Annotated in this window: 25 protein-coding genes, 4 tRNA genes and 1 other annotated feature; of the genes, 14 read left to right on the top strand and 15 right to left on the bottom strand. The window is 58.2% G+C overall.

Features of this window, described 5'->3' with window-relative positions; all coding sequences use genetic code 11:
* The first annotated feature begins 1 nt into the window (after window position 1).
* Genes cheZ through AB8804_RS00210 form a run of 4 tightly spaced genes read left to right on the top strand, consistent with a single transcriptional unit; the run spans window position 2 to window position 4304 of the window.
* A complete protein-coding gene (cheZ, locus tag AB8804_RS00225) occupies window positions 2-640 on the top strand; it encodes a protein phosphatase CheZ (protein ID WP_371181840.1) in 639 nt (212 codons plus the stop codon).
* 18 nt (window positions 641-658) lie between these two features.
* A complete protein-coding gene (flhB, locus tag AB8804_RS00220) occupies window positions 659-1804 on the top strand; it encodes a flagellar biosynthesis protein FlhB (RefSeq protein WP_371181839.1) in 1146 nt (381 codons plus the stop codon).
* A complete protein-coding gene (flhA, locus tag AB8804_RS00215) occupies window positions 1804-3897 on the top strand; it encodes a flagellar biosynthesis protein FlhA (protein WP_371181838.1) in 2094 nt (697 codons plus the stop codon). Before flhB ends, flhA begins: the two co-directional genes overlap by 1 nt.
* On the top strand, window positions 3894-4304 hold the full coding sequence (locus tag AB8804_RS00210) for a flagellar protein FlhE (protein ID WP_371181837.1): 411 nt from the start codon (window positions 3894-3896) through the stop codon (window positions 4302-4304). Before flhA ends, AB8804_RS00210 begins: the two co-directional genes overlap by 4 nt.
* Window positions 4305-4367: 63 nt before the next feature.
* On the opposite strand, the gene AB8804_RS00205 is transcribed toward AB8804_RS00210, so the two are convergent.
* A complete protein-coding gene (locus AB8804_RS00205) occupies window positions 4368-5027 on the bottom strand; it encodes a class I SAM-dependent methyltransferase (RefSeq protein ID WP_371181836.1) in 660 nt (219 codons plus the stop codon).
* Window positions 5028-5251: 224 nt separating this feature from the next.
* Entirely contained in the window at window positions 5252-5641 is a 390-nt protein-coding gene (locus tag AB8804_RS00200; protein WP_371181835.1) for a DUF1090 domain-containing protein, read from the bottom strand.
* 501 nt (window positions 5642-6142) lie between these two features.
* Here AB8804_RS00200 and mtfA point away from each other — a divergent pair.
* Together mtfA and AB8804_RS00190 are read left to right on the top strand one after the other, a co-directional pair.
* Window positions 6143-6940, top strand: coding sequence for a DgsA anti-repressor MtfA (gene mtfA / locus AB8804_RS00195; RefSeq protein ID WP_371181834.1), 798 nt, complete (start codon window positions 6143-6145; stop codon window positions 6938-6940).
* A 100-nt stretch (window positions 6941-7040) separates the two neighbouring features.
* Window positions 7041-7116 (top strand) — tRNA-Asn (locus tag AB8804_RS00190).
* Window positions 7117-7237: 121 nt separating this feature from the next.
* Here the strand turns inward: AB8804_RS00190 and cbl are convergent.
* Both cbl and nac read right to left on the bottom strand, forming a co-directional pair.
* The gene (gene cbl / locus AB8804_RS00185; protein ID WP_371181833.1) at window positions 7238-8188 is read right to left on the bottom strand and encodes an HTH-type transcriptional regulator Cbl; all 951 of its coding nucleotides are present in this window, start codon (window positions 8186-8188) and stop codon (window positions 7238-7240) included.
* Window positions 8189-8284: 96 nt separating this feature from the next.
* Window positions 8285-9202, bottom strand: a complete 918-nt coding sequence (nac, locus tag AB8804_RS00180) for a nitrogen assimilation transcriptional regulator NAC (protein ID WP_371181832.1) — start codon at window positions 9200-9202, stop codon at window positions 8285-8287.
* A 320-nt stretch (window positions 9203-9522) separates the two neighbouring features.
* Here nac and AB8804_RS00175 point away from each other — a divergent pair.
* From AB8804_RS00175 to AB8804_RS00160, 4 genes are all read left to right on the top strand, one after another.
* Window positions 9523-9598: transfer RNA gene (locus tag AB8804_RS00175), tRNA-Asn, on the top strand.
* Between the two features lie 297 nt (window positions 9599-9895).
* The gene (gene shiA, locus AB8804_RS00170) at window positions 9896-11218 is read left to right on the top strand and encodes a shikimate transporter (RefSeq protein WP_371182781.1); all 1323 of its coding nucleotides are present in this window, start codon (window positions 9896-9898) and stop codon (window positions 11216-11218) included.
* 87 nt (window positions 11219-11305) lie between these two features.
* Window positions 11306-12760, top strand: coding sequence for an AMP nucleosidase (locus AB8804_RS00165; RefSeq protein ID WP_371181831.1), 1455 nt, complete (start codon window positions 11306-11308; stop codon window positions 12758-12760).
* A gap of 15 nt (window positions 12761-12775) precedes the next feature.
* Window positions 12776-14548, top strand: a complete 1773-nt coding sequence (locus AB8804_RS00160; protein ID WP_371181829.1) for an aminopeptidase P family protein — start codon at window positions 12776-12778, stop codon at window positions 14546-14548.
* 121 nt (window positions 14549-14669) lie between these two features.
* On the opposite strand, the gene AB8804_RS00155 is transcribed toward AB8804_RS00160, so the two are convergent.
* The 3 genes from AB8804_RS00155 to AB8804_RS00145 form a co-directional block, all read right to left on the bottom strand.
* A tRNA-Asn gene (locus tag AB8804_RS00155) sits at window positions 14670-14745 on the bottom strand.
* 80 nt (window positions 14746-14825) lie between these two features.
* Window positions 14826-16301 (bottom strand): multidrug efflux MATE transporter EmmdR, encoded by a 1476-nt coding sequence (gene emmdR / locus AB8804_RS00150; protein WP_371181827.1) that lies wholly within the window; start codon window positions 16299-16301, stop codon window positions 14826-14828.
* Window positions 16302-16394: 93 nt separating this feature from the next.
* Window positions 16395-16487 (bottom strand): DUF5951 family protein, encoded by a 93-nt coding sequence (locus AB8804_RS00145; protein ID WP_371181825.1) that lies wholly within the window; start codon window positions 16485-16487, stop codon window positions 16395-16397.
* Between the two features lie 6 nt (window positions 16488-16493).
* Between AB8804_RS00145 and AB8804_RS00140 the strand changes: the two genes are divergently transcribed.
* Window positions 16494-16569: transfer RNA gene (locus AB8804_RS00140), tRNA-Asn, on the top strand.
* 145 nt (window positions 16570-16714) lie between these two features.
* Here AB8804_RS00140 and AB8804_RS00135 read toward each other — a convergent pair.
* The 4 genes from AB8804_RS00135 to dacD all read right to left on the bottom strand — a co-directional run bounded on the left by AB8804_RS00135 (window position 16715) and on the right by dacD (window position 20130).
* Window positions 16715-17050, bottom strand: coding sequence for a DUF496 family protein (locus AB8804_RS00135; protein ID WP_028013754.1), 336 nt, complete (start codon window positions 17048-17050; stop codon window positions 16715-16717).
* 158 nt (window positions 17051-17208) lie between these two features.
* The gene (locus AB8804_RS00130) at window positions 17209-18267 is read right to left on the bottom strand and encodes an FUSC family protein (protein WP_371181823.1); all 1059 of its coding nucleotides are present in this window, start codon (window positions 18265-18267) and stop codon (window positions 17209-17211) included.
* Window positions 18268-18359: 92 nt separating this feature from the next.
* Window positions 18360-18833, bottom strand: coding sequence for a DNA gyrase inhibitor SbmC (sbmC, locus tag AB8804_RS00125; RefSeq protein ID WP_371181822.1), 474 nt, complete (start codon window positions 18831-18833; stop codon window positions 18360-18362).
* A gap of 130 nt (window positions 18834-18963) precedes the next feature.
* Entirely contained in the window at window positions 18964-20130 is a 1167-nt protein-coding gene (gene dacD, locus AB8804_RS00120) for a serine-type D-Ala-D-Ala carboxypeptidase DacD (RefSeq protein WP_371181820.1), read from the bottom strand.
* Window positions 20131-20328: 198 nt separating this feature from the next.
* On the opposite strand from dacD, the gene sbcB reads away from it, so the two are divergent.
* Window positions 20329-21762, top strand: coding sequence for an exodeoxyribonuclease I (gene sbcB / locus AB8804_RS00115; RefSeq protein WP_371181818.1), 1434 nt, complete (start codon window positions 20329-20331; stop codon window positions 21760-21762).
* A gap of 111 nt (window positions 21763-21873) precedes the next feature.
* Here sbcB and AB8804_RS00110 read toward each other — a convergent pair whose 3' ends face one another.
* From AB8804_RS00110 to AB8804_RS00095, 4 genes are all read right to left on the bottom strand, one after another.
* Complete coding sequence (locus AB8804_RS00110; protein ID WP_371181816.1) at window positions 21874-23232, bottom strand: APC family permease; 1359 nt, start codon at window positions 23230-23232, stop codon at window positions 21874-21876.
* The gene (gene yoeI / locus AB8804_RS00105; RefSeq protein ID WP_128738933.1) at window positions 23222-23284 is read right to left on the bottom strand and encodes a membrane protein YoeI; all 63 of its coding nucleotides are present in this window, start codon (window positions 23282-23284) and stop codon (window positions 23222-23224) included. Before yoeI ends, AB8804_RS00110 begins: the two co-directional genes overlap by 11 nt.
* Before the next feature lie 219 nt (window positions 23285-23503).
* The gene (locus tag AB8804_RS00100) at window positions 23504-24433 is read right to left on the bottom strand and encodes a LysR substrate-binding domain-containing protein (protein ID WP_371181814.1); all 930 of its coding nucleotides are present in this window, start codon (window positions 24431-24433) and stop codon (window positions 23504-23506) included.
* Window positions 24434-24474: 41 nt separating this feature from the next.
* On the bottom strand, window positions 24475-25299 hold the full coding sequence (locus AB8804_RS00095) for an SDR family oxidoreductase (protein WP_371181812.1): 825 nt from the start codon (window positions 25297-25299) through the stop codon (window positions 24475-24477).
* A gap of 175 nt (window positions 25300-25474) precedes the next feature.
* Between AB8804_RS00095 and hisL the strand changes: the two genes are divergently transcribed.
* Together hisL and hisG are read left to right on the top strand one after the other, a co-directional pair.
* On the top strand, window positions 25475-25525 hold the full coding sequence (hisL, locus tag AB8804_RS00090) for a his operon leader peptide (protein WP_001364200.1): 51 nt from the start codon (window positions 25475-25477) through the stop codon (window positions 25523-25525).
* Window positions 25501-25624 (top strand) — a sequence feature (His leader region). It overlaps the preceding gene by 25 nt.
* A 45-nt stretch (window positions 25625-25669) precedes the next feature.
* A complete protein-coding gene (hisG, locus tag AB8804_RS00085) occupies window positions 25670-26569 on the top strand; it encodes an ATP phosphoribosyltransferase (protein ID WP_371181809.1) in 900 nt (299 codons plus the stop codon).
* Window positions 26570-26574 lie beyond the last annotated feature (5 nt).

The raw sequence follows: 26574 nt of genomic DNA, 5'->3' as shown, positions 1-26574 counted from the left end.
CATGAGCACGCCGTTAAACCTGCAGGCGGATAACGCCAAAGAGATCTTCTCCCGCATCGGTCACCTTACCCGCCTGCTGCGCGACAGCATGGCCAACCTCGGGCTGGAGCAGGCGCTGAAGGAAGTGGCCGACGCGTTTCCCAACACCCGCGACCGCCTGAACTACGTAGTCGGCAAAACCTCGCAGGCCGCCGATCGCGCCCTGACCAGCGTAGAAGCGGCGCGCCCGCTGCAGGAGAGCCTGAGCGAGAACGCCACGCAGCTGACCGGGCGCTGGAACGCCTGGTTCGAAAACCCGCAGCCGCTGGAGGATGCAAAAGCGCTGGTGAAGGACACCCGCAGCTTTCTGCACGACGTGCCTGAAATAACCCAGCAAACCAACCGCCAGCTGACCGAAATCATGATGGCGCAGGATTTTCAGGATTTGACCGGCCAGGTGCTGCAAAGCCTGATGCAGGTGATCGCCACGGTGGAAGAAGAGCTGATCAGCGTGCTGGTGGAGAACATGGGCGAACGCGCCGCCGAGGCGCAGGACGACGACGCGCACCTCAAAAACGGTCCGCAGATTGATACCAGCGTGAAGGGTATCGTCGCCTCGCAGGAGCAGGTGGACGATCTGCTGGAGTCACTCGGCTTTTAACCATGCCGGGCTAACGCCATGTCTGAAGAAAACGACAGCGAAAAAACGGAAGACCCCACGCCCCACCGAAAGCAAAAGGCGCGGGAAGAGGGACAGGTTCCCCGGTCTCGCGAGCTGACCAGCCTGTCCATGCTGCTGGCGGGCTGGGGGCTGATCCTGATCGGCGGGAGCTATCTGGCAACCAAGCTGCAGCAGCTGCTGCACAACGGTTTGACGTTCGACAGGCTGCTGGTCAGCGACCCGCAGCAGATGCTGCACCACGCGGGCTCGCTGATGGGCATGGCCTTTCTGGCGATCCTGCCGTTCGTTGGCGGGCTGTTTCTGACCGCCGTGGTGACGCCGTCAATTATCGGCGGCCTGAATATGACCGCCAAGGCCATCAAGTTTGACCTTAAAAAGCTCAACCCCCTGAAGGGCATCAAGCGCCTGTTTTCCGCGCAAATGGTCTCCGAGATGGTGAAAAGCATTTTGAAGGTGTCGCTGGCGGTTACGGGCGGCGGGCTGTTTTTGTGGTTCAACAAGAGCCGGTTTATCAACCTGATGTTTGAGCCGCTGGGGATGGCGCTGGTCGACATTAGCGGCCTGCTCCTCGGCTGCATGCTGGTCATTATTCTATCGCTGATCCCGATGGTGGCCTTCGACGTGGTTTACCAGCTCTGGAGCAACTTCAAGAAGATGCGCATGAGCATGAAGGAAATCAAAGACGAATTTAAAAATCAGGAAGGCGACCCGCAAATTAAAGGGCGTATCCGCCAGCTGCAGCGCCAGATGGCGCAAGGACGCATGATGAACGACGTCCCCACCGCCGACGTGGTGGTGAATAACCCGACCCACTTTTCGGTGGCCCTGAAGTATCAGGAAGGCGCGATGGGGGCGCCGCTGGTCGTAGCCAGCGGCAGCGGGCTGATTGCCCTGCGCATCCGCGAGCTGGCCGAAGAGCACCGGGTCCCCATGCTTGAGGCGCCGCCGCTGGCGCGCGCCCTGTATCGCCACTGTGAACCCGGCGCGCCGGTTCCCGCCGAGCTGTATAGCGCGGTCGCGGAAGTGCTGGCCTGGGTTTATGGCCTGAAGCGCTGGCGCAAGGGCTACGGCTCGCGTCCGCTGACACCTAGAGATCTGCCCGTTCCGGCGGAGATGGATTTTGCACAAGAGAGTAGAGAGTGATGGCCAATATCGCCACCCGATTACGTTTACCCAACATGAAGGAAACCCAGTGGCAGGTGCTGGCTGGCCCGGTGCTGATCATGACCATCCTTGCGATGATGATCCTGCCGCTGCCCACCTTTGTGCTGGATTTGCTGTTTACCTTTAATATCGTCCTGTCGATCATGATCCTGCTGGTCGCCATGTTCACCCAGAACACGCTGGAGTTTTCGGCGTTCCCGACGGTGCTGCTGTTCTCGACGCTGCTGCGCCTGGCGCTTAACGTCGCCTCCACGCGCGTGATCCTGATGAACGGCCATACCGGTCCGGAAGCGGCGGGCCAGGTGGTTGAGGCCTTTGGCCACTTCCTGGTCGGCGGCAACTTTGCCATCGGCATCATCGTGTTCGTGATTCTGATCATCATTAACTTTATGGTGATCACCAAGGGCGCGGGGCGTATCGCAGAGGTGGGCGCGCGCTTCTCGCTCGACGGGATGCCGGGCAAGCAGATGGCGATTGACGCCGACCTGAACGCCGGACTGATCGGCGAGGAGGAGGCGAAGCGCCGTCGTAAAGAGGTGACGCAGGAAGCGGACTTCTACGGCTCGATGGACGGTGCGAGCAAGTTCGTGCGCGGCGATGCCATTGCCGGGCTGCTGATCATGGCCATCAATATTATCGGCGGGCTGGTGATCGGCGTAATGCAGCACGACATGTCCGCCGGCGTGGCCGGTGAGACCTATACCCTGCTGACCATTGGCGATGGCCTGGTGGCGCAGATCCCGGGGCTGGTGATTTCGACCGCCGCGGGCGTGGTGGTCACCCGCGTGGCGAACGACCAGGACGTGGGCGAACAGATGGTGGGCCAGCTGTTCACCTCCCCGCGCGTGATCGTGCTGGCCGCGGGCGTTATCGGCCTGCTGGGCCTGATCCCCGGTATGCCAAACTTTGTGTTCCTGCTGTTCACCGCCGCGCTGCTGGGCACCGCCTGGTGGCTGCGCGGGCGCGAAGGGGAAGCGAAGAAGCCGGGTGCGGTTCACGCCGATGCCGACGCTGCCGACGCCGAGGTGGCGCAGGTTCACGAAGCCACGTGGTCCGACGTGCAGATGGAAGACACGCTGGGCCTGGAGGTCGGCTATCGCCTGATCCCGATGGTGGACCACGAGCAGCAGGGCCAGCTCCTGACGCGCGTGCGCGGCATCCGCAAGAAATTTGCCCAGCAGATGGGCTTCCTGCCCCCTGCCGTGCATATTCGCGATAACCTCGATTTAGCCCCGACCCGCTACCGCATCCTGCTTAAGGGCGTCATCGTCGGCCAGGGCGAGGTTCAGCCGGATCGCTGGATGGCGATCAACCCCGGCTGCGCGGAGGGCGAGGTTCCCGGCACGCCGTGCACGGAGCCGACCTTTGGCCTCCCGGCGCTGTGGATTGACGAAGTGCACCGCGAGCTGGCGCAAACGCTGGGCTACACGGTGGTCGACCCCAGCTCCGTGGTGGCAACCCACCTTAACCACCTGATTAGCACCCACACCGACGAGCTGTTTGGCCGTCAGGAAGCGCAGCAGCTGCTCGACCAGATCGCCAAACAGTCGCCGAAGCTGATTGAGGACCTGATCCCGGCGGTCATCAGCCTGACCACGCTGCACAAGGTGCTGCAAAACCTGCTGTCCGAGCGCGTGCCGATCCGCGATATGCGCACCATCATCGACACGCTGGCCGAGTTTGCCACCGCCCAGAGCGACGCCGACGAGCTGACCGCACGCGTGCGCGCCCGCCTGTCCCGCGCCATTACCCAGCAGTGGTTCCCGGGCGAGGACGACATTCAGCTGATTGGTCTGGATCTGTCTCTTGAGCAGCTGCTGGTGCAGGCCACCCAGAGCGGCAGCGCCATCGAGCCGGGCATCGCGGAGAACCTGATGAAGGAGACGGAAAAAGCGCTGCTGCACCAGGAAGGGCTGGGCGCGCCGCCTGTGCTGCTGGTGAACCCTGCCCTGCGCCTGATGCTGTCGCGCTATCTGCGCCGCATCTTCCCGCAGCTGGCGGTGCTGTCCAGCCAGGAGCTTAATACCTCGCGCAACGTGCGCATGACGTATCTGATCGGGGGCAAAGCATGATGACGCACGCGCTGGCGGGGCTGATGCTGGCGTCGCCTCTGGCGCTGGCCGCCGACGGCTCCTGGAGCAGCCAGAGCTTTGGCGGCACGATGACGCGGGGAGGCCAGGTGGTGAAAAGCAGGCCGGTGCAAAGCCCCTCTCCGCTCGCCTCCGGCGCGACGGCCTCGCGCGCCTACTGGAAAATCAGCACCAACGGCCCCACGCCGATCGGGATGCGCATCCGGCTGTGCAGCGCCGCCCGCTGCCTGATGCTGCCCGGCATGGCGGGCGAAATCGCGCTCCCCGCGGATATTCCCCCCGGCGGACCGTTTCGCTTTGAATACGCCACCGTCAGGGGCGGGATATACAGCTCGCCCGTAAGCGTGCTGAGCAATACGCTGACGGTAGCGTATACCTCCCCGCGATGAAAAAAGGCGCTACCGGATGCCGGTAACGCCTTTTTCAGCGATGAAGTACGCCGGGAGGGATAATTAGTCCTTCTTTCTTTCGGCCTTAAACAGCGCGACCTTGCCCTTCACGGCGATCTCCACGCGCTCAAAGGCGGCGGAAAGGATCGTCCGTAAATCCTCCACGCCGTCCGCGCGGTTTGAAAAAATACCCTTTTCGTTATACACCGCCATCAGCTTGCGCCCAAAGGCGTTATGGCTGGCCTCATCGCCCAGAATGGTTGCGCCGAAAAGCACGCCGTCGTGGGTTAACGCGTCGGCAGCGTGGCGAATGACGGGGGCTTTCTCCTGCATCTTGCCGGGCAGGCAGTGGAGCAGATAAAACATTGAAATGGAATCAAACTGATTGTGCAGGTGCGCAGGATAAGGGTTGAACACGTCGTGCAGGGCGGACGTTTTGATCCGGCCTTTGCCGACGCGCGCGGTCGCCGCGTTCAGGCTCGAGGCATTCAGGTCCATCAGCGACACGCTGCAGATATCCGGCGCGTAGGTCAGGTAAAAACCGGTTCCCACGCCCACGTCCAGATGATTGCTTTTCATATTATTTCGGAAGTGGGGAACAAGGTAGCGGTCGGTCTGGCACTGCCAGGCATAGCGATTCGAAATACGCAGCACCCACCAGTCGTACAGCTTCAGCGCCAGGGGCGTGTAAACTTTTATTCCATCATTTGTCTCTTTATTCATCAAGGCTCCTGCAAAGGCACAATCGCAAAGAAAAAGGCCACCAGCATGCCATAATATTCATGATTTTCAATGGGTCAGGCGTTTGATTATCATGCAGGATCGGTGGCAATTAGGGCATTTGAGATAAAGATGGATAACGATGAGGGGGAAAGCAGCTTGCGCTTATCGGGCGTTAAAAAGGGGCGCGCGTTTGCCGCCCCTGGCGTAAACGTGTGGCAGAAGGTTTACTTATTCAGCTCCGCGCGCGCTTCTTTTAATTCGTCACGGGCCTCTTCAAGCTTTTTCTCTTTTTTCGCGATCTTATCGCTACGGCCGGAGGCTTTCGCTTCGCGCAACTCCTGCTCTCTTTCAGCAACTTTCTGCTCTTTCTCGCTGACCTTCTCTTCACGCGCTTTTTCTAACGACGCGTCAGTGCAATTATCCGCTATTTCGGAATAGGCTTTTTCCAGCCCCGCAACGCGATGCGTATTACCGTATTTTTTCGCTTCGTTTATTTGCTGCTGAACGTTCTGTTTTTTGGCGGCGCATCCGGAGAGCGAATCGGCCGCCAGGGTAGAAGTAGAAAATGATGCAGCCATCAGGGAAAGCGCACAAAGCATCGTCATTTTGTTCATTGTAGTAACACTCCTTAATAATCACTAATCCTCACGTTCAGTGTACTTTAGTACGCAGGTCTAAAACACGCTTTCATTGCCAAAATAAGATTTTTACATCGCACAAAGTCAAATACGCAATAAAGAGACGGTAATGATTACTTCTTTAGAGTTAGACAGCTTAACTATTAACGCGGCAATACAGATTTTTCTTAACGGCATTAAAAAGCTTGCCCTCCTCCCGGTGGCGTCTCCCGCCAGGACCGGCAGAACGCAAGGGCCGTCTCGTTAATCTGCACGTAAGAAGCTGATTACGCGAAAATTAACGACTAAGCTCACAAAATGAAGGACGGATTTTCAAAGCGCTATTCACTCTTCGGCCTAAGTGATAACGTTGCAGCGCTGCCGGTCCTCCTCCGGCATCCTGCCGTTTTGATGGTTGCCATCATGGCGGTTTGTTTGGCATGTTAACCAATCCCGATCCTTCATTTTTGTTCTGGTAGCGAGTTTGCGAGCAAAGCGATGATTAAGTGGCCCTGGAAATCAAATGAAGCCCGTCCAGATATGGCGTTGCCATGGGATGAGGCGCTGGCTATTCCCGTACTGGCGAACCTTCTGCCGGATGAACAGCTTAAGCTGGTTCAGCTGGCCGACCGCTTTTTGCAGCAAAAACGCCTGGTTCCGCTGCAGGGTTTTGAACTGGATCCGCTGAAAAACGCGCGCATCGCCCTGCTCTTCTGTTTACCCGTTCTGGAACTGGGCATTGAGTGGCTGGACGGTTTCCACGAAGTGCTGATCTACCCTGCGCCGTTCGTGGTTGATGACGAGTGGGAAGATGATATTGGGCTTGTCCACAGCCAGCGCGTCGTGCAGTCCGGGCAGAGCTGGCAGCAGGGGCCGATCGTCCTGAACTGGCTGGATATTCAGGATTCATTCGATGCCTCCGGCTTCAACCTGATTATTCACGAGGTCGCGCACAAGCTGGACACCCGCAACGGCGATCGCGCCAGCGGCGTGCCCTTCATCCCGCTTCGCGACGTGGCGGGCTGGGAGCATGACCTGCACGCGGCGATGGACAACATCCAGGATGAGATCGATCTGGTCGGCGAAAGCGGCGCAAGCATCGACGCCTACGCCGCCACCGATCCGGCCGAATGCTTTGCCGTGCTGTCGGAATATTTCTTTAGCGCGCCCGAGCTGTTCGCGCCGCGCTTCCCGGCGCTGTGGCAGCGCTTCTGCCACTTCTACCAGCAGGATCCGCTGAACCGTTTACGTCAAAATGGCGACCCTGACGTTAATTCATCCATTCAAGTACACTAAAACGGCAGTTTGCAGCTTAATTAATCATTTGAATCAGCACGTTAAATTTAGTGTTGACACACATTACCGGGGCCATTAACATGCGCCTCGTTCACACGATTCCTCTGTAGTTCAGTCGGTAGAACGGCGGACTGTTAATCCGTATGTCACTGGTTCGAGTCCAGTCAGAGGAGCCAAATTTAAAAAGCCTGCTTTTACAGCAGGCTTTTTGCTTTTCTGCGTTCTGAGAAATTGCCGGGTGGCGGCTTCGCCTTACCCGATCTACGGGATGGCAGGCGTCGCCGGGCTAACCCGCATCTAAATCTGATAGTCGATCGCCACCTCTTCCGGCTCCATCACCTGACGCTTAATGTCGTCCACGGATAACCCGGCGTTGCACAGCTCAATAAAGCGCCACACGTAGTTGCGCTGCAGCTGGCCGCGCTTAAGCCCCAGCCAGACGGTGTTCGCATCGAACAGGTGACGGGTATCCAGCCGCACCAGATCGCCGTCCTCACGTTCACCGCCGGACTGTTCCGCCACCAGGCCAATGCCCAACCCCAGCTCAACGTAGGTTTTAATCACGTCGGAATCCTGCGCGCTTAGCACGATATCCGGCGTCAGCCCGCGGCGGCTGAAGGCTTCGTCGATGCGCGAGCGCCCCGTGATGCCCTGCCGGTAGGTGATCAGCGGCCACTTGCTGATGTCGTCCAGCGTCAGCGGGGAAACCTGGTGCAGGGGGTGATCGGCGGGGAGCAGCAGGCTGTGGTGCCAGCGAAACCACGGGAAGGCCACCAGCAGCGGGTCGTTGCTCAGCCGCTCGCTGGCGATGCCAATATCCGCCCCGCCGTTCTGCAGCAGCCCGTCGATCTCCTGAGGCGTTCCCTGAATCAGCTCCAGGCGAACGTCCGGAAAGAGCTCACGGAAGGCCTTTATCACCGGCGGCAGGCTGTAGCGCGCCTGCGTATGGGTGGTGGCAATCGTCAACACGCCCGTGGCGTCGTTGGTAAAGAGATCGGCCAGACGGCGGACGTTGCTGGCCTCGTTGAGGATGCGCTCCGCAATGGTCAGCAGCGCCTTGCCCGGCTCCGTCATGCCCAGCAGCCGCTTGCCGCGGCGAATGAATATCTCTATCCCGAGCTCTTCTTCAAGCTCGCGGATGTGGCGGCTGACGCCCGACTGGGAGGTATAAAGCATGTTGGCGACTTCGGTCAGGTTAAAGTCCCGCCTGGCCGCCTCACGGATAATTTTAAGTTGCTGGAAATTCACGATTCACTCCGGCGCATCTGACATAACGCTATTGTTAGAGTCAGCGGACCTGCAGAACAAATAATAAAAACCAGCATCTTATGCTTTTCTGGAATATCAGCTGACGAGCTGCAGCTCGCGGTTCTCCAGCGACGGCTTGCTGACCAGCGACATCAAAATCTCTTTTACCGCCAGCGCCTGCGGCGACAGCGAGCCGCGGGCAGAGATGTTCAGGGAGAGCGGCAGGCTCATCGAAGGGGTGGTTATGCGCGCCATCCAGCCGTTTGCGGCTCCCGACAGCGAGCGCGCCGCGGATTCCGGCAGGACCGTCACGCCCATTCCGCTGGCAATGGCCGCGGTAAGCGTTGAGATGGAGTCAATTTCACCGATGATTTTGGCCGTCAGGCGGCGCAGGGAGAACGCTTCATCCACCCGGGCGCGCACGGCGCTGTAGTCTCTCGGCAGGAACAGGTTCAGCTCCGCGACGGCGGTTAAATCGACGCTCTGCCCCGGACAGTCGCGGGTGCCCACCAGGTAGAGATCTTCTTTCAGCAGCGGCTGGCTGGCGATCCCGGCGATCGGCGAGCGATCGTAAAGTACCGCCATATCAAGCTGGCCGTTCAGCAGCTTATCGTTAAGCACGGTGCCGCTGTTTTCGTGAAGATAGACCAGCACGTCCGGCAGCTCGGCGCGCACCGCCTGCAGCAGCGGCATGGTCACCGAGGACGCGGCCGTGCCCGGCGCCAGCCCAATAGAGACCTGGCCGCTCAGGGTCTGGCCGACGTTGTTCACCGCCAGCTGCGCCTGCTCGCACTGCCGAAGGATAGTGCGCGCGTGGGTGTAGAGGATTTTTCCCGCTTCCGTCGGCGTGACGCCGCGCTTGGTGCGGATCAGCAGCTGCTGGTCCATTTCGCCTTCCAGCGTAGCCACCTGCTGGCTCAGCGCAGGCTGGGCGATGTGCAGTACTTCCGCAGCCTGAGTCAGGCTGCCGATGTCGACGATTTTCACAAAGTATTTCAGTCGTCTAAAGTTCATATTGCCCCCTGTTCGAAATGGTGTGCCATAGCGGATTTCGGTGTTAATCAGGTTTTGCAATATGAATGCCAGCTTTTGAAGGAAGGTCGATTTTGCCGCTAAGCGCCTGAAAATAAGCAAATCTAATCGTCATCATCCGTTTGCCCCCGTAGACAGACGATGACGATCTGCCCCATAAGGGGTACAGGCGCACTGCAACGGTGCAGTGACGGCGCTAAAAACACCGTTTTGCCCAATTTGTCAGCAAACGAATGCAATGCCGCATTTCGCCCTTTGACAACGGCGACCGGGGTCGATAATATGCGCCCCGTTCACACGATTCCTCTGTAGTTCAGTCGGTAGAACGGCGGACTGTTAATCCGTATGTCACTGGTTCGAGTCCAGTCAGAGGAGCCAAATTTGAAAAGCCTGCTTTTACAGCAGGCTTTTTGCTTTTCTGCGTTCTGGAAATTGTCGGGCGGCGGCTTCGCCTTATCCGACCTACATACATCGCATCATCCCTTCCTCAAGCGAATAAGCACTGCGGTTTTAAGCCGTAGGCGCTGGCGCGCAAAGTCTTTCCTTCTGGAAATAAAATCAGTTTCCTCCCGCCGCCTTGCGCGGTAGTCTCATACGTTCCATTTATACAATGGCCGCAGTGTGAGTGACCTTTTCTTATACCAATAATTAAAAATCAGTACGGACATGACAACTATGGACTCCACCTTAACCTCAAATCGTCCCGGCGAGGAGACGCTTCCTCTCAACCGCGCCCGCCGCGCCGCGCTCGGCAGCTTCGCCGGGGCCGTCGTCGACTGGTACGATTTTCTGCTCTACGGCATTACCGCCGCGCTGGTGTTTAACCGGGAATTTTTCCCGCAGATTAGCCCCGCAATGGGCACGCTCGCCGCCTTTGCGACCTTTGGCGTAGGATTCCTGTTCCGCCCTCTCGGCGGCATCATCTTCGGCCACTTCGGCGACCGCCTGGGGCGCAAGCGCATGCTGATGCTCACCGTCTGGATGATGGGCATCGCCACCGCACTGATCGGCATTTTGCCGTCGTTTGACGCCATCGGCTGGTGGGCACCGGTGCTGCTGGTCACCCTGCGTGCGATACAGGGCTTCGCCGTCGGCGGCGAATGGGGTGGCGCGGCGCTACTCTCCGTCGAAAGCGCGCCGAAGAACAAGAAGGCGTTTTACAGCAGCGGCGTGCAGGTGGGCTACGGCGTTGGCCTGCTGCTCTCGACCGGGCTGGTCTCCCTGATAAGCCAGCTTACCACCGACGAACAGTTCCTGAGCTGGGGCTGGCGCATCCCGTTCATCTTCAGCATCGTGCTGGTGGTTGCCGCCCTGTGGATCCGCAACGGGATGGAGGAGTCCGCGGAGTTTGAGCAGCAGCAGCAGCAGCGCGAAACGCCCGCGGTGAAAAAGCGGCTGCCGGTGATGGAGGCTCTGATCCAGCATCCTGGCGCTTTTCTGAAAATCATCGCCCTGCGCCTGTGCGAGCTGCTGACGATGTATATCGTGACGGCGTTTGCCCTGAACTATTCGACGCAAAATCTTGGCCTGCCGCGCGAGCTGTTCCTGAACATCGGGCTGGTGGTCGGCGGGATCAGCTGCCTGACCATCCCCTGCTTCGCCTGGCTGGCGGATCGGTTTGGCCGCCGCCGCGTCTATATCACCGGCGCGCTCATCGGCACCCTGAGCGCCTGGCCGTTCTTTATGGCGCTGGAGGCGCAGTCGGTCTTCTGGATCGTCTTCTTTGCCATCATGCTGGCGAACGTCGCCCACGATATGGTGGTGTGCGTACAGCAGCCGATGTTCACCGAGCTGTTTGGCGCCAGCTATCGCTACAGCGGCGCGGGCGTGGGCTATCAGGTGGCGAGCGTGGTGGGAGGCGGATTTACGCCGTTCATCGCCGCCGCGCTGGTGACCTTCTCCGGCGGCAACTGGCACAGCGTGGCCATTTACCTGCTGGCGGGCTGCCTGCTCTCTGCCGCCACGGCGCTATTTATGAAAGAGTCGCCCCGCGGCTGATCTCCTCACTTTTGTTTCACATGCGTGTGACATACTATCGGGTATCGCCACACAACTGTGAAACACCTGTGGAACAAGGAGACAGAGATGAATAATAAGGGCTCCAGCCTGACCCCGGCTCAGGCGCTGGAAAAACTCGACGCGCTGTACGAGCAGTCCGTCAACGCGCTGCGCAGCGCGATTGCGGTTTACATTGAAAGCGGGAAGCTTCCCGATGAAAAGGCCAGAAGTCGTGGCCTTTTTGTTTATCCTTCGCTCTCCGTGACGTGGGATGGCCGCGCGACCAACACGCCAAAAACCCGCGCCTACGCCCGCTTTACCCACTCAGGCTGCTACAGCACCACGGTAACTCGCCCGGCGCTGTTTCGGCCCTATCTTGAAGAGCAGCTCACGCTGCTGTATCAGGATTACGATGCCCACATTTCCGTTGAGCCTTCGCTGCACGAAATTCCCTATCCTTACGTGATCGACGGCTCGGCGCTCACCCTTGACCGCTCGATGAGCGCGGGGCTGACGCGCCACTTCCCGACCACCGAGCTGTCGCAGATTGGCGATGAAACCGCGGACGGTATTTATCATCCGGCAGAGTTTTCCCCGCTGTCGCACTTTGACGCCCGCCGCGTCGATTTTTCCCTGGCCCGCCTGCGCCACTACACCGGCACGCCCGCCGAGCATTTCCAGCCGTTCGTGCTGTTTACCAACTACACCCGCTACGTAGACGAGTTCGTCCGCTGGGGCTGCAGCCAGATCCTGGATCCGGAAAGCCCCTACATCGCCCTCTCCTGCGCGGGTGGGATCTGGATCACCGCCGAAACCGAAGCGCCGGAGCAGGCGATTTCCGACCTGGCGTGGAAGAAACACCAGATGCCAGCCTGGCACCTGATTACCGCGGACGGCCAGGGCATCACCTTAATCAACATCGGCGTCGGGCCGTCGAACGCCAAAACCATCTGCGACCATCTGGCGGTTCTGCGCCCGGACGTCTGGCTGATGATCGGCCACTGCGGCGGCCTGCGCGAAAGCCAGCTGATTGGCGACTACGTGCTGGCCCACGCCTACCTGCGCGACGACCACGTGCTGGATGCGGTACTGCCGCCGGATATCCCTATCCCGAGCATCGCGGAGGTCCAGCGCGCGCTGTACGACGCCACCAAAGAGGTGAGCGGCATGCCCGGCGAAGAGGTGAAGCAGCGCCTGCGCACCGGCACGGTGGTGACAACCGACGACCGCAACTGGGAGCTGCGCTATTCGGCTTCGGCGCTGCGCTTTAACCTCAGCCGCGCGGTCGCTATCGATATGGAGAGCGCCACCATCGCCGCGCAGGGCTACCGCTTCCGCGTGCCGTACGGCACCCTGCTCTGCGTGTCGGATAAGCCGCTGCACGGTGAAATTAAGCTGCCGGGCCAGGCCAACCGCTTCTACGAAGGGGCGATTTCGGAGCATCTGCAAATCGGCATTCGGGCGATCGATCTCCTTCGCGCCGAGGGCGATAAGCTGCACTCCCGCAAGCTGCGCACCTTTAACGAGCCGCCGTTCCGCTAAAGAAAAGGAAACACCATGCACACCACATCACCGCTTGCCGCCCTGCGAAACTGGCTGCGTGAAAACGGCCTCGACGGCATGATCGTCCCGCGGGCCGACGCCTGGCAAAGCGAGTACTGCGCGCCGTACGATGAAAAGCTCGCCTGGCTGACGGGCTTCGACGGCTCGGCCGGGCTGGCGCTGATCCTTCAGGATCGGGCCCTGCTGTTCGTCGACGGTCGCTACCAGGTGCAGGCCCGCGTGCAGGTCAACATGGATGAGTTCGCCATCCATCACCTGCACAACGAGCCGCTGGCGGAATGGCTGGCGGCAAACGTGGCGCCCGGTGCGCGCATTGGCTTCGAGGCGATGCTGATGACCAACGCGGACTACGCGCAGCTCTCAACCACGCCGTGCGAGCTGGTGGCGCTGAACGACTCGCCGTTCGATACGCTCTGGAGCGGGCGGCCCGCCGCGCCTGCGGGGCTTATCCGCGCCATGCCCGATGAGGTAAGCGGTGAAAGCAGCGCCAGCAAGCGGCAGCGCGTGGCGACGATCCTCAACGACATGCAGGCCGATTACCTGGCGGTCACGCTGCCGGATAGCATTGCGTGGCTGCTGAACGTGCGGGGCTCGGATATTCCAACCAGTCCGGTTCCCCTCTCCTTTGCCCTGCTGGGACGCGACGGTGCCGTCGAGTGGTTTGTGAATGACGACAAGCTGGCGGACCTTCCGCCGTCCGTCGCCGGGCAGTTTACCCTTTCACCGCAGGAGGCGTTTATTCCTCGCTGTCAGCAGCTTGCGAAGGGCAAGCGGATCGTGGTCGACCCGGATTCCGCGCCGGTCGCGCTGCGCTTCGCGATTGAGCCGCAGGGTGACATTGTCTGGCTGACGGACCCCATTACGCTGCTCAAGGCCGGTAAGAACCCGGTGGAGCTGGCGGGGTATCGTGAATGCCATCATCAGGACGGCGCGGCGTGGGTGAATTTTCTTGCCTGGCTGAGCCGGGAAGTGCCCAGGCGCGCCGCCTCTGGCCAGCCGCTTACCGAGCTTGAGGTGCAGGCGCAGCAGCTCGCCTTCCGCCAGCAGCAGCCGGGATTTATTGAGCAGAGCTTTGCCACGATTTCGGCGTCGTCCAGCAACGCGGCGATGTGCCACTATCACTCCAGCGAGGCCAGCAATAAGCCGATTGGCCATAACCATTTTTATCTCAATGACTCTGGCGGCCAGTATCGTAACGGCACGACCGACGCCACGCGCACGCTGGCCTGGGGCAAGGTTGACCCGCAGCAGCGCCTGCACTACACCGCCGTGCTGAGAGGCTTTTTATCGCTGATTACGCTGCAATTCCCGTCCGGCAGCCACGGCCACCAGCTGGATGCGTTTGCGCGCCGTCCGCTGTGGGAAATGGGGCTGGATTACGATCACGGCACCGGGCACGGCGTGGGGCATCAGCTGTTGATCCACGAAAACCCGCACCGCATCGCGAAGAAGGTCAATTCGTGGCCGCTGGTGGCGGGCAATATCATGACCATCGAGCCGGGGTACTATCTGGGCGACAGCCACGGTATTCGTATTGAAAATCAGGTGGAAATTGTTGAGAGCCGTCCGGGATTTTGCCGGTTTGCCTCGCTGACGCTGATCCCCATCGACCTGAGCCAGGTTGAACTGCAGCTGTTATCCGAGCAGGAGAAGCAGTGGCTGGATGATTATCATCAGCTGGTTCGGGAAGCGCTGTCGCCGCGGGTGAACAGCGACGCGCGGCCGTGGCTGGTTGAGGCCACCGCGCCGATTCGGGTGAACCGCTAGCGCGGTGCGTTGCCTTATCCGGCCTGCTGTCCCGTAGGTCGGGTAAGGAGAAGCCGCCACCCGACAATTTCCAGAACGCAGAAAAGCAAAAAGCCTGCTATAAAAGCAGGCTTCTTAAATTTGGCTCCTCTGACTGGACTCGAACCAGTGACATACGGATTAACAGTCCGCCGTTCTACCGACTGAACTACAGAGGAATCGTGTGAACGGGGCGCATATTATCGATGCTCCCCCGTGATGTCAAAGGCAGAATGCAGATTTCCGTTCGTTTGCTGATTTATTCTCCACTTCGCGCATTTGGCAGGCACTCTTCAGCTTCAGAAACGATCGGCTGAGGCTTTACGCGCGGGTATTTCCACAGCCAGCGGCCGCTTACCATTCGCCAGTAGAACAGCGCGCCGCGCACGGCCCAGTCGAGGAACATCCCCAGCCAGACGCCGACGACGCCCATCCCGAGCATAATACCGAGCGTATACCCCGCGACCACGCGACAGCCCCACATGCCGAGCATCGATACCCACATGGCAAAACGGGCATCGCGCGCGCCCTTGAGCCCTGCGGGCAGCACCCAGGAAGCGGCCCAGATCGGCATGAACGCGGCGTTGAGCCAGATGAGGATCTTAACCACCTCTTTGACATCCTGCTCGTGGGTATAGAACGAGGCCATGAGCCCGGCAAAAGGCGCGGTACCCCACGCGATGGCCGTGAGCCCAATGGTCGACAGCCAGAAAACGTGGCGCAGCTGGCGCTCCGCCTGCCCTATTTGCCCTTTACCAAGGCGTTTTCCGGTAATGATGGTCGACGCGGAGCCGAGGGCATTCCCCGGCAGGTTGATGAGCGAGGCGATGGAAAAGGCAATAAAGTTACCGGCAATCACGTCCGTTCCCATCCCGGCGACAAACATCTGCGTCAGCAGCTTGCCGCCGTTAAACAGCACCGATTCAATGCTGGCCGGGATCCCAATGCCCATCACTTCCCAGATGATCGAGAAGTTGAACGGCCGAAAATAGCTTCTCAGGGTGATGCGCAGCGACGGCGTGACGCCTGCGACCAGCACCCCGACGATGGCCGCCGCGCCGATATAGCGCGAAATCGTCAGCCCAAGCCCGGCTCCGACGAACCCTAAGCCGTCCCAGGAAAAGACGCCGTAGATCAATATGCTGCTGATAATGATATTCAGGATATTCATGCCGCCGTTTATCAACAGCGGAATTTTGGTGTTGCCCGCGCCCCGCAGCGCGCCGCTGCCGATCAGCGCAATCGCCGCCGCCGGATAGCTGAGCACGGTCATTTCGAGGTAGGTTAGCGCCAGGTCCTTCACCTCGGCGGTCGCTTCTCCGGCGACAATATTGATGATTTCCCTGCCGTAGTAGTGGATCACCGCCGCCAGGATGATGGAAAAAACGGTCATGATCATCAGCGACTGTCTGGCCGCCTCGCGAGCGCGTTTGGAATCGAGCTTCCCAAGGCTAAATGCCACCACCACCGTGGTGCCAAGATCGATGGCGGCGAAAAACGACATCACCACCATATTAAAGCTGTCCGCCAGCCCGACGCCGGCCATGGCTTCTTTACCGAGCCAGCTGACCAGGAAGGTGCTGAGCACTCCCATCAGCAGAACGCAGGTGTTCTCCAGAAAGATGGGCACAGCAAGCGGGGTGATTTCTCGCCAGAACAGAACTCGATAGCTTTTACGTTTTGCATACCAGGGCGTGCGCGCGATGGCCTGGCGTAGGGGGGCGGTGACGTTCAAAATGGACCTTAGCGAGAAAGTTGAAACTCCATTTCAAATGATGATGTAGAAATGCCTATCCTGCAAAGTATTTCCCGAAAAAGATGTGTGGAATTACAACAAACTGTCGACGGAATCGGCAATCAATCGCATTGTTCCATAATCGTGTTTGACAAAAGTTTTTTCGCCGCTAAGATAAGCCTCCACAACGATTCCTCTGTAGTTCAGTCGGTAGAACGGCGGACTGTTAATCCGTATGTCACTGGTTCGAGTCCAGTCAGAGGAGCCACATTTAAGAAGCCTGCTTTTATAGCAGGCTTCTTGCTTTTCTAAGCCCGGTAACAATGCCCGATGGCGCTACGCTTACCGGGCCTACAATAGGGCGAAAAAAAAGCTCCCGGGTTACCGGGAGCTTTTTTTAAGTCTGAAGGTGCTTATTCGCTTTTCGCTTCGGCGTTTTTGATTTCGCCCATCACTTTCAGCTTCTTAGAGATGTCGCGACGCTCTTTGGACAGCTCGGCATTTTTGATGATGTAATCGTCAACGCGATCTTCGTAATCGCTCTTCATGCTGGCGATGATGCCCTGAATCGCTTCTACGCTCATACCCGGCTTGATGTAGTCGCTCAGGTTATCCAGCAGCAGAACGCGCTTTTGGTTGTCACGGATCTTCTTCTCAACGTCCTGGATTTCACGCTGCAGCTTGTTTTTGCGGCGGAACAGGCGGACAAATTCCAGAACATCCTGGAACGAAGGCTTGATAGTTTCCATTTTTACACCCCTGATAATGTGAGATTCGGATTCGTTAAGGCAGCCGTTGTAACAGTAACCTTACTGACAGCGGCGGCTAATGACAATCAGTATAACGTTTAAAGCTATCATAACCCCAATTGCTGCTGAATCGAAGCAGCAGCCGTCACATAAGGCTTTTATTTGCGCAGCGCACGGCAGATAAGCTGCGATAGCAGCTCGAGCTGGCGGGCCAGTTCCATACTTAGCCAGACGTAGCCGTGAATCGGCGTTTCCGCCACGTTGTCGCTTTGCCGCTCGTTCATAAGCAGCTTCAGCTCGGCCACGATCTCATTGAGCCGCTCGCTGTTTGCCAGTATGGGCTGAGGATTACCTTCATAGAGCGCATGGGCGATGGTGAGCAGCGTTTGCTGCGTCATGTGCTGCGTCTCTTTAAGCGTTTGGGCGTTAAGCATCAGCAAATGGCTCGGGCGAGAGGCCCAGTGGGCGTTGATTTGCAGCTCCAGCATGCAGACCAGATTGCGGCTCACCGTTTGAATCGCCTCGAAAATGCCTTTATGGATATGCGTCTCTTTGCTGGCAGGCGTGATCAGCCCGCGCATTTTGACCACATCAGTGAGGATTTTCTGCAAATGCTTTTCCAGCCGCGGTCGTTCCACCAGGTTAGGCGAAAAACCGGCCTGATAAACGCGATTAAATGCGGTCACGTACGTTGCCATCTGGATCCGCCAGTGCAGGAACGCCCGCTGCGGCCAGACGCCCGTAAACAGCATCGCCAGCAGCGAGCCGAGAATCACATCTCCGCTTCGCCATAATGCGGTTGTCATATCCCCCGCTGGCGCACCGACCACCACCGCAAGCGTGATGCCAATCAGCAGGGCCTGATACGGTTTTTTCCCCAGTGCCAGCCAGCCGCAGAGAAACATCGCCGCTGCGCACCACAGGAGCATAACGGGAAACGAGATGAGCTCAAGCTTAAGCGCAATCAGCCCCAGCGCGGAGCCAAGCACGGTGCCGCCAATACGCTCAAAGGCCCGCGGAACGACGTTCCCCCAAAAAGAGATTGGCCCCATCACAACCACCAGCGTGATCAGCGGCCAGGTTCCTTCCGGAATATTGAGCAAACGGACGAGGACAAAGGTCAGGACAAACGCCAGCGCGATACGGCACCCATGCACCACGCGGTAGTGTTTATACAGGCGTATTTCAAAGGGAGTTAATGATTTGTCGGGACGCACACCCGCTCTCCAGCTACACGGCAAACCGTAATTGTACTGCGTTTTCAGCCGGGCGGAATGCGTCCGGCCGAAAAACCCTGCTTTTACCGGGACTAAGACACTTTATGCTCAACGGGAATATACATTTCGATAACCCAGTAGCCCTCGGCATTGCCATCGTTAAGATAGCGCTCAAAGCAGGGTTTGGGGGCTATCTGGTATTTGTGGTCCTCTAACAGGGAGTTGAAGAACTGATTCCAGGGCGTCGCGAAGTCGTGATTTTCAACCCGCGCGATGGCGAGCGCGTAATCCCCTGCGGCGATTTCGGTCAGTATGACCCCTTCGCTGTTTTCAGGAATGACGAAATCATCCTGCACCGTTACCGCCGTGTCGCAGCGCAGCTTTTCTGCCGGGACCTGATCCGGGTTATCATAGTAAACGGCGACCCACTCCAGCGGCTGAATGTGCCGCCCATTAACCCACATAGCCAGCTGTTCAAAACCCTGCTTTACCGTGTTTTCCCACGGCCCCACCATGTGAAAACCCGCGATCCTGCGTTTCTGCTGCTGCCTGATGCTATAGTCCATGCTGCCTCCACTCATTACTGTATGTTTATACACTATAAGTCAGAATTTCGCTTACCGGCAAACGGCGTGTGATGATTATGCGAGCAGACTCGCAACCCTGCCAGCCTGCTCTAAAGGGGGAAAGCAATCGTTAGATTTTATGGTGCAGGTAATCACCCAGGCGGGAGAAAAGGCCGCCCTTCTCGACGCTTTCCAGCGTGACCAGCGGCCAGTGTGCGACCACCTTATCGCGATCGTACAGCTCGATTTCGCCCACGCGCTGATGGGCCGCAACAGGCGCTTCCAGCTCTTTTTTGTCCAGCACGTACTTCGCTTTGATGTTCGGCAGCTCCGCTTTCGGCAGCGCCAGCCAGAAGTCCTGGTCCGTACCCAGCGTGATCTGCTCTTTATCGCCGTACCAGATACGCTCCGTGCCCACCTTTTTACCGCTGTGCAGGATTTGCACCGTGTCGAAATTCTGTTGACCCCAGTGCAGCAGCTTGCGGGCCTGATCCTCACGCCCTTTTGGGCTGTCAGCCCCCATCACCACCGCGATCAAGCGGCGCTGACCGTCGACTGCGGACGCAATCAGGTTAAAACCGGCGCCTGAAGTATGGCCGGTTTTGAGGCCGTCCACGTTCATGGTTTTATCCCACAGCAGGCCGTTGCGGTTTTGCTGCGTAATGCCGTTCCAGGTGAGGCTTTTCTCGCTGTACATGTGGTAGAAATCAGGCTCGCCGTGAATAATCGCGCGGGAGAGGACGGCAAGGTCGTAGGCCGAGCTGTGCTGACCCGGTGCGTCTAGGCCGTGCACCGTTTCAAAGTGGGTATCGCGCAGGTTCAGCTTCTCGACGTAGTCATTCATCATGGTAACGAACTGCGGCTGGCCGCCCGCCACGTGGTCCGCCAGCGCCACGCACGCGTCGTTGCCTGAATCGACGATCAGCCCGCGGCTGAGGTCGCGTATCGACACGCGGTCGCCCTCTTTCAGGAACATGAGCGACGAGCCGTCAAAAACGGGATTGCCTTTCGCCCACGCGTCGCGGCCGACGGTGACGATGTCGTCAGGGCTAATCCGGTGGCTATCAATGGCGCGATCGACGACGTATCCCGTCATCAGCTTGGTCAGGCTTGCAGGATTACGCTGTTGATGTTCATTGCCCGCCGTTAAAATTTGCCCGGTTGTGTAGTCCATCAGCACCCAGGAGCCCGCCTGAATGGCCGGAGGCTGAGGTGCAAAATCCAGCGGCGTAACGGCCCACGCGGAAGAAATGCTCGAAGCGAGTAAAGAAACAGCAATAAACAGACGGCGTTTCAACGGTATATCCTCAGGTCATTAAAAATCGTTGACCTTTTTACGGGAGTTCGCGTGTCCTTACCTTGTTTAATTGCAAAAAAATGTGACAAATGTCTTATTTTGATCTGAAGGCGGCGCGCAAAAATCGCCTCTGACGTCGCTTTTTATTCGGCCTGCCCACCGCGATCGTTTACCATAGAGGCGTCATTTTTTAACAGGATGGTATTACTGGTGTCTGATTCTGCCGCGCTCACGTTTTTATTCCACGACTACGAAACCTTTGGCACCCATCCGGCGCTGGACCGTCCGGCGCAGTTTGCCGCCATCCGTACCGACGAAAATTTCAACATTATCGGCGAACCCGAAGTCTTTTATTGCCGTCCGGCGGATGATTATCTGCCCCAGCCGGGCGCCGTGATGGTGACGGGCATTACGCCGCAGGAAGCGCGAGAGAAAGGCGTCAGTGAAGCGGAGTTTGCGCGCCGCATTCACGATCTCTTTACCGTGCCCAATACGTGCGTGGTGGGCTACAACAATATTCGCTTCGATGACGAAGTGACGCGCAACATTTTTTACCGCAACTTCTACGATCCCTACGCGTGGAGCTGGCAGAACCGCAATTCGCGCTGGGACCTGCTGGACATCATGCGCGCCTGCTATGCCCTGCGCCCGGAAGGCATTAACTGGCCGGAAAATGAAGAGGGCCTGCCGAGCTTCCGTCTGGAGCATCTGACGCGCGCCAACGGCATTGAGCACAGCAACGCCCACGACGCGATGGCCGACGTGTATGCCACTATCGCCATGGCGAAGCTGGTGAAGGCCGCGCAGCCGCGGCTCTTTGATTATCTGCTCAGCCATCGCAGCAAGCATAAGCTCACAACGCTTATCGACGTCCCGCAGATGAAGCCGCTGGTGCATATTTCCGGGATGTTTGGCGCGTGGCGCGGGAATACCAGCTGGGTTGCGCCGCTGGCCTGGCATCCGGACAACCGCAACGCCGTCATTATGGTCGATTTGGCTGGCGACATCTCCCCGCTGCTCGAGCTCGACAGCGACGCGCTGCGCGAGCGGCTGTACACCCCGAAAGCCGAGCTGGGCGATCTGCCCGCCGTGCCGGTGAAGCTGGTGCATATCAATAAATGCCCGGTTCTGGCGCAGGCCAATACGCTGCGCCCGGAGGATGCCGACAGGCTGGGGATTGACCGTCAGCGCTGCCTGGATAACCTGAAGGTGCTGCGAGAGAACCCGCAGGTGCGCGAAAAGGCCGTTGCGATCTTTGCCGAAGCCGAGCCGTTTATCCCGTCCGATAACGTCGATGCCCAGCTGTACAACGGCTTCTTCAGCGACGCCGACCGCGCGGCGATGAAAATTGTGCTGCAGACCGAACCGCGCAACTTGCCGGCGCTGGACATTACCTTCGCCGATAAGCGCATTGAAAAATTGATATTTAACTACCGGGCGCGTAACTTCCCCGGCACGCTGGATGAAGCCGAGCAGGAGCGCTGGCTGCAGCACCGTCGTAACGTCTTTACGCCAGAGTACCTTCAACGCTATGCCGAAGAGCTGGAGATGCTGTACGGGCAGTACGAGGGCGATGCCGAGAAGCAGGCGCTGTTGAAAGCCCTGTTCCAGTACGCGCAGGAAATCGTCTGACCGAAGGGTACAAAAAAGCCGGAGGCGATGTCTCCGGCTTTTTTTTGCCCGCTGGCGCGGGCCTAAAGGTTGTGCAGGTCGGGTGAGGCTTAGCCGCCACCCGACACCGTCTTAGGCGACGTCTTCGTACTGAGGAACCGGGTTGCGGAAGCTCTTGGTCACGCATGCCAGGTAAACCAGGCCGATAGCGCCCCAGATCAGACCCAGAACCATGGAGCTTTCTTCCAGGTTAATCCACAGTGCGCCAACGGTCAGCGCGCCGCACACCGGCAGAACCAGATAGTTGAAGTGGTCCTTCAGCGTTTTGTTGCGCTTCTCGCGGATCCAGAACTGAGAGATCACGGAGAGGTTAACGAAGGTGAACGCCACCAGCGCACCGAAGTTGATCAAAGCAGTTGCCGTCACCAGGTCGAATTTAATCGCCAGCAGCGCGATTGCGCCAACCAGCAGCACGTTCCACGCTGGCGTGCGCCATTTCGGATGCACATAGCCAAAGAAGCGCGTTGGGAACACGCCGTCGCGGCCCATAACGTACATCAGACGGGAAACGCCCGCGTGCGCAGCCATACCGGAGGCCAGAACGGTCACGCTGGAGAAGATCAGCACGCCCCACTGGAAGGTCTTACCTGCCACGTACAGCATGATTTCAGGCTGAGACGCATCCGGATCTTTAAAGCGAGAGATGTCCGGGAAGTACAGCTGCAGGAAATAAGACGCACCGATGAAGATCAGGCCGCCAATCAGCGCGGTCAGGAAAATCGCTTTCGGGATCACGCGCTCGGCGTCTTTGGTCTCTTCAGACAGTGAAGAGATGCCGTCGAAGCCCAGGAACGAGAAGCACAGGATTGTCGCACCGGTGATCATCGGCACAACGTGCGCGCCTTCAGACCAGAACGGACGGGTGCTGGTCAGGGTACCGGCGCCTTCACCGTGCATCACGCCATAGATGATCAGGCCCACGATGACGGAAACAATACCCATCTGCAGAATCACAATCAGGGTGTTGAAGTTCGCCACGGTCTTGATGCTGCGCAGGTTAGAGATGGTCATAAAGGCCACCAGCGCCACAACGAAGATCCACGACGGTACGGAAGGTACCAGCGCTTCAAAGTAAATTTTAGCCAGCAGAATGTTGATCATCGGCATGAACAGATAGTCCAGCAGAGATGACCAGCCCACCATAAAGCCAACCGCAGGGCTAATGGATTTCTGAGCATAGGTATACGCGGAGCCTGCGGACGGGAAACGGCGAACCAGTTTACCGTAGCTCAGCGCAGTAAAGAGAATAGCGACCAGCGCAAAGGCATACGCCGTTGCAACGTGACCGTCAGTAAGGCCTGATACGATACCGAATGTATCGAACAGCGTCATTGGCTGCATGTAGGCAAGGCCCATCATAACAACCGGAATCAACGTAAGCGTTTTACGTAATTCCACGCGAGAGGTTTTTGGAGTTGCGTTATGCGACATGGTTAATCTCCTTTACGGTGATAACCGCCACGTAAGCGAAAAATTGCCCCATTTCAGTCTTCCTCAGCGACAACAACTGTCGGATTTTAGTAAATATCTATCCGGTACGAAGCCCGGCCTCTTGGTTTTTAGTTTCGTTTCGTACATGCAAAAAAAAATAACCGACGCCTTTTATATCGTCGATTATTCATTTGTTTGCAGCGGCGGCATTTTGCCCTATTCCAGACACAAAACGCAATAGATTGAGAAAGCCATCAATAAATTAATTTCGCTAACCGACTGATTTACCCGCATCTGCCTGAGTGTAAACCGCGGCAATAGCACTATTTGCTAAAATTTGTTCCCGCCACCAGGCGCTGGCGAGCCCGGCGGTCTGTTCATTCCAGCCAATCCACACCGGTTCGTTGCTGCTTTGCGCTAAAACCTGCTTTTCCACCAGCGCGCCGCTTTCTATAAACCGCTGCGCCAGATAGCGCGGTAAATAGCCGCAGCCTAGTCCGCTTATCTGCAGCTCCAGCTTGGTTTTAAAATCAAATACGGTGATGGCTTCCTGTTCGTCTAACAGCTGTGAAGAGACCGCGCAGCCCGGACGGGAGCTGTCCCCGACCGCAACTGCGCGGAAGCCCTTAATGATGCGGCGATTCAGCGGCTCTGGCTCGCTCGCCAGCGGGTGATGCGGCGCAACGGCAAAAACCTGTTCAAGCGTGCCGAGCCGGGCAAAGCCGAAATCGCTGAGCTGGGGAGGCTCGTGGAGCGCGCCGACGATAATATCGGCACGTCCCTGCGTCAGGGCGTCCCAGGAGCCGCCCAGCACGCCGTTGATAAAGATCAGCCGGGTGACGCTGTGGTGCTGATAGAACGCTTCGATAAGCGGCGCCAGCAGGGAAAAGGGAAACGTATCGTCAACGCCGATGACCAGCTCGTTTTCCCATCCCTGATGGAGCTTAACGGCCTGTTTTTCCAGCTCCCGCACCGTGTGAAGAACGTCGCGGCCCTTTTCCAGCAGCATTTGTCCGGTGCGGGTAAAACGCGCGCGATGGCCGGTGCGATCGAGGATTTGGATATTGAGATCGCTCTCCAGCTTATGCACCGTATAGCTCAGGGCCGAAGGCGTTTTATAGAGCTTCGCCGATGCCGCCGCGAAGCTCCCCTCTTTCTCCAGCGCATCCAGAATAATCAGAACATCCAGCAGCGGCTTCATGTTCGCCCCCTTACGGTGTGCGAGATTTTCCGCTGGCGGAATTATTCCATTGGCATGACCAGCGGATCGGGATACTGATACTCAAATCCCAGTTCACGGCAAATACGATTGCCATCAACGACTTTGCCTTTGCCTTCTCCCCGCGCCGCGCTAAAGACCGGCGGCGTCAGGCCAAGCTGGCGCGCCATCAGCGGATAAAACTCGCTGCGCGCTGGATGAGAAGGTGCACATATATTATAGATGTGACCGCCTTTTGGAGCCTGTAACAGGAGCTCAATCGCGCCGATAACATCCTCAAGATGCACCAGATTGACGCCGTGCTGCCCGTCCGGCGCCGATTTTCCGGCAAAGAAACGTCCGGGATGACGTCCCGGCCCCACCAGTCCGGCCAGGCGCAAAATATCCACCTGCGTGCCCGGCAGGTTATGCAGCCAGTCCTCCAGCTCTTTCAGCACCCGTCCGCTGGCGGTCACCGGCTGGCGTTCGGTAGTTTCCTTTACCGTCCCGTCAGCGTCGCCGTAAACCGACGTTGAGCTGGTGAAGAGGATCCGCGGGATATGGTGCGCCAGCGCGCTATCCACAATCTCCTGCACCGCCTGGAGATAGAACGTTTCTCCCGGGCCGCTGCGGCGCGCCGGGAGCGTAATTACCAGCGCATCGACATCCATAAGTTCATCGAGCTCATCGGTATTGCAAACCAGCTCGGGCTCCAGACGCAGCTCAATGGCGTCGATGCCGCACATCCGTGCCGCTTCAACGCCATCCACCGTGGTCTTCGTTCCGGTCACCTGCCAGCCCCTTGCGGCGAGCGACATCGCCAGCGGCATTCCCAACCAACCTAAACCGACAATCGCGACCTTTTTCATGCAAATTCTCCTGGCTCTCACCTGTCTTTCATAAGGCTACGCCAGCGCTGGCAAACACACAATTCATTGCATCAATATGAAATGAATTAATGATAAAAAAAAGCCCTTGCTTTCTGTCGCCTAAGTGGTTTAGGTTAAAAGACATCTGATGCATAAGCATTCAACGAGAATTTATATGACACGCGTTCAATTTAAACACCACCATCATCACCATCATCCTGACTAGTCTTTCAGGCGATGTGTGCTGGAAGACGTTTGGATCTTCCAGTGGTGCATGAACGCATGAGAAAGCCCCCGGAAGATCTTCTTCCGGGGGCTTTTTTTTGGACCGTATTCAGACAGGTTAAAACAGGTTAACGAGGAAAAAAGAATGTTAGATAACTCACGTTTGCGCATAGCTATTCAAAAATCAGGCCGTCTGAGCGACGATTCACGCGAGCTGCTGGCCCGCTGCGGGATTAAAATTAACCTGCACACCCAGCGCCTGATTGCGCTGGCGGAAAACATGCCTATCGATATTCTGCGCGTACGTGATGACGATATCCCGGGACTGGTGATGGACGGCGTGGTTGACCTTGGCATTATCGGCGAAAACGTGCTCGAAGAAGAGCTCCTGACCCGCCGCGCCCAAGGCGAAGATCCGCGCTATTTCACCCTGCGTCGTCTCGATTTCGGCGGCTGCCGCCTGTCGCTCGCCACCCCGGCAGACGAAGCCTGGGACGGCCCGGCGGCGCTGAACGGCAAGCGAATCGCCACCTCCTACCCTCACCTGCTCAAGCGTTACCTCGATCAGAAAGGCGTGCAGTTTAAATCCTGCCTGCTGAACGGCTCCGTTGAAGTGGCACCTCGCGCGGGGCTGGCGGACGCCATCTGCGATCTGGTGTCAACCGGCGCAACGCTCGAAGCAAACGGCCTGCGCGAAGTAGAAGTTATTTACCGCTCAAAAGCGTGCCTCATTCAGCGCGACGGCGAGATGGCGGATGCCAAACAGCAGCTTATTGACCGCCTGCTGACCCGCATTCAGGGCGTGATTCAGGCGCGCGAATCCAAATACATCATGATGCATGCGCCGACGGAGCGTCTGGACGAGGTGATTGCCCTGCTGCCGGGCGCCGAGCGCCCGACCATTCTGCCGCTGGCGGGCGACCAGCAGCGCGTGGCGATGCACATGGTCAGCAGCGAAACCCTGTTCTGGGAAACCATGGAAAAGCTGAAGGAGCTGGGCGCAAGCTCGATTCTGGTACTGCCCATTGAGAAGATGATGGAGTAATTGCC

This window comes from Enterobacter sp. KBR-315C3_2022 (assembly GCF_041399425.1).
GTDB lineage: Bacteria > Pseudomonadota > Gammaproteobacteria > Enterobacterales > Enterobacteriaceae > Enterobacter.
The sequence above is the reverse complement of the archived record's forward strand: the minus strand, read 5'-3'. Positions and strand labels throughout refer to the sequence as shown.

Coding starts and splice junctions, on each gene's coding strand:
- cheZ (WP_371181840.1), top strand. CDS start 2: ATGAGCACGCCGTTAAACCTGCAGGCGGATAACGCCAAAGAGATCTTC.
- flhB (WP_371181839.1), top strand. CDS start 659: ATGTCTGAAGAAAACGACAGCGAAAAAACGGAAGACCCCACGCCCCAC.
- flhA (WP_371181838.1), top strand. CDS start 1,804: ATGGCCAATATCGCCACCCGATTACGTTTACCCAACATGAAGGAAACC.
- AB8804_RS00210 (WP_371181837.1), top strand. CDS start 3,894: ATGATGACGCACGCGCTGGCGGGGCTGATGCTGGCGTCGCCTCTGGCG.
- AB8804_RS00205 (WP_371181836.1), bottom strand. CDS start 5,027: ATGAATAAAGAGACAAATGATGGAATAAAAGTTTACACGCCCCTGGCG.
- AB8804_RS00200 (WP_371181835.1), bottom strand. CDS start 5,641: ATGAACAAAATGACGATGCTTTGTGCGCTTTCCCTGATGGCTGCATCA.
- mtfA (WP_371181834.1), top strand. CDS start 6,143: ATGATTAAGTGGCCCTGGAAATCAAATGAAGCCCGTCCAGATATGGCG.
- nac (WP_371181832.1), bottom strand. CDS start 9,202: ATGAACTTTAGACGACTGAAATACTTTGTGAAAATCGTCGACATCGGC.
- shiA (WP_371182781.1), top strand. CDS start 9,896: ATGGACTCCACCTTAACCTCAAATCGTCCCGGCGAGGAGACGCTTCCT.
- AB8804_RS00165 (WP_371181831.1), top strand. CDS start 11,306: ATGAATAATAAGGGCTCCAGCCTGACCCCGGCTCAGGCGCTGGAAAAA.
- AB8804_RS00160 (WP_371181829.1), top strand. CDS start 12,776: ATGCACACCACATCACCGCTTGCCGCCCTGCGAAACTGGCTGCGTGAA.
- AB8804_RS00135 (WP_028013754.1), bottom strand. CDS start 17,050: ATGGAAACTATCAAGCCTTCGTTCCAGGATGTTCTGGAATTTGTCCGC.
- sbmC (WP_371181822.1), bottom strand. CDS start 18,833: ATGGACTATAGCATCAGGCAGCAGCAGAAACGCAGGATCGCGGGTTTT.
- sbcB (WP_371181818.1), top strand. CDS start 20,329: ATGGTATTACTGGTGTCTGATTCTGCCGCGCTCACGTTTTTATTCCAC.
- AB8804_RS00110 (WP_371181816.1), bottom strand. CDS start 23,232: ATGTCGCATAACGCAACTCCAAAAACCTCTCGCGTGGAATTACGTAAA.
- AB8804_RS00100 (WP_371181814.1), bottom strand. CDS start 24,433: ATGAAGCCGCTGCTGGATGTTCTGATTATTCTGGATGCGCTGGAGAAA.
- AB8804_RS00095 (WP_371181812.1), bottom strand. CDS start 25,299: ATGAAAAAGGTCGCGATTGTCGGTTTAGGTTGGTTGGGAATGCCGCTG.
- hisG (WP_371181809.1), top strand. CDS start 25,670: ATGTTAGATAACTCACGTTTGCGCATAGCTATTCAAAAATCAGGCCGT.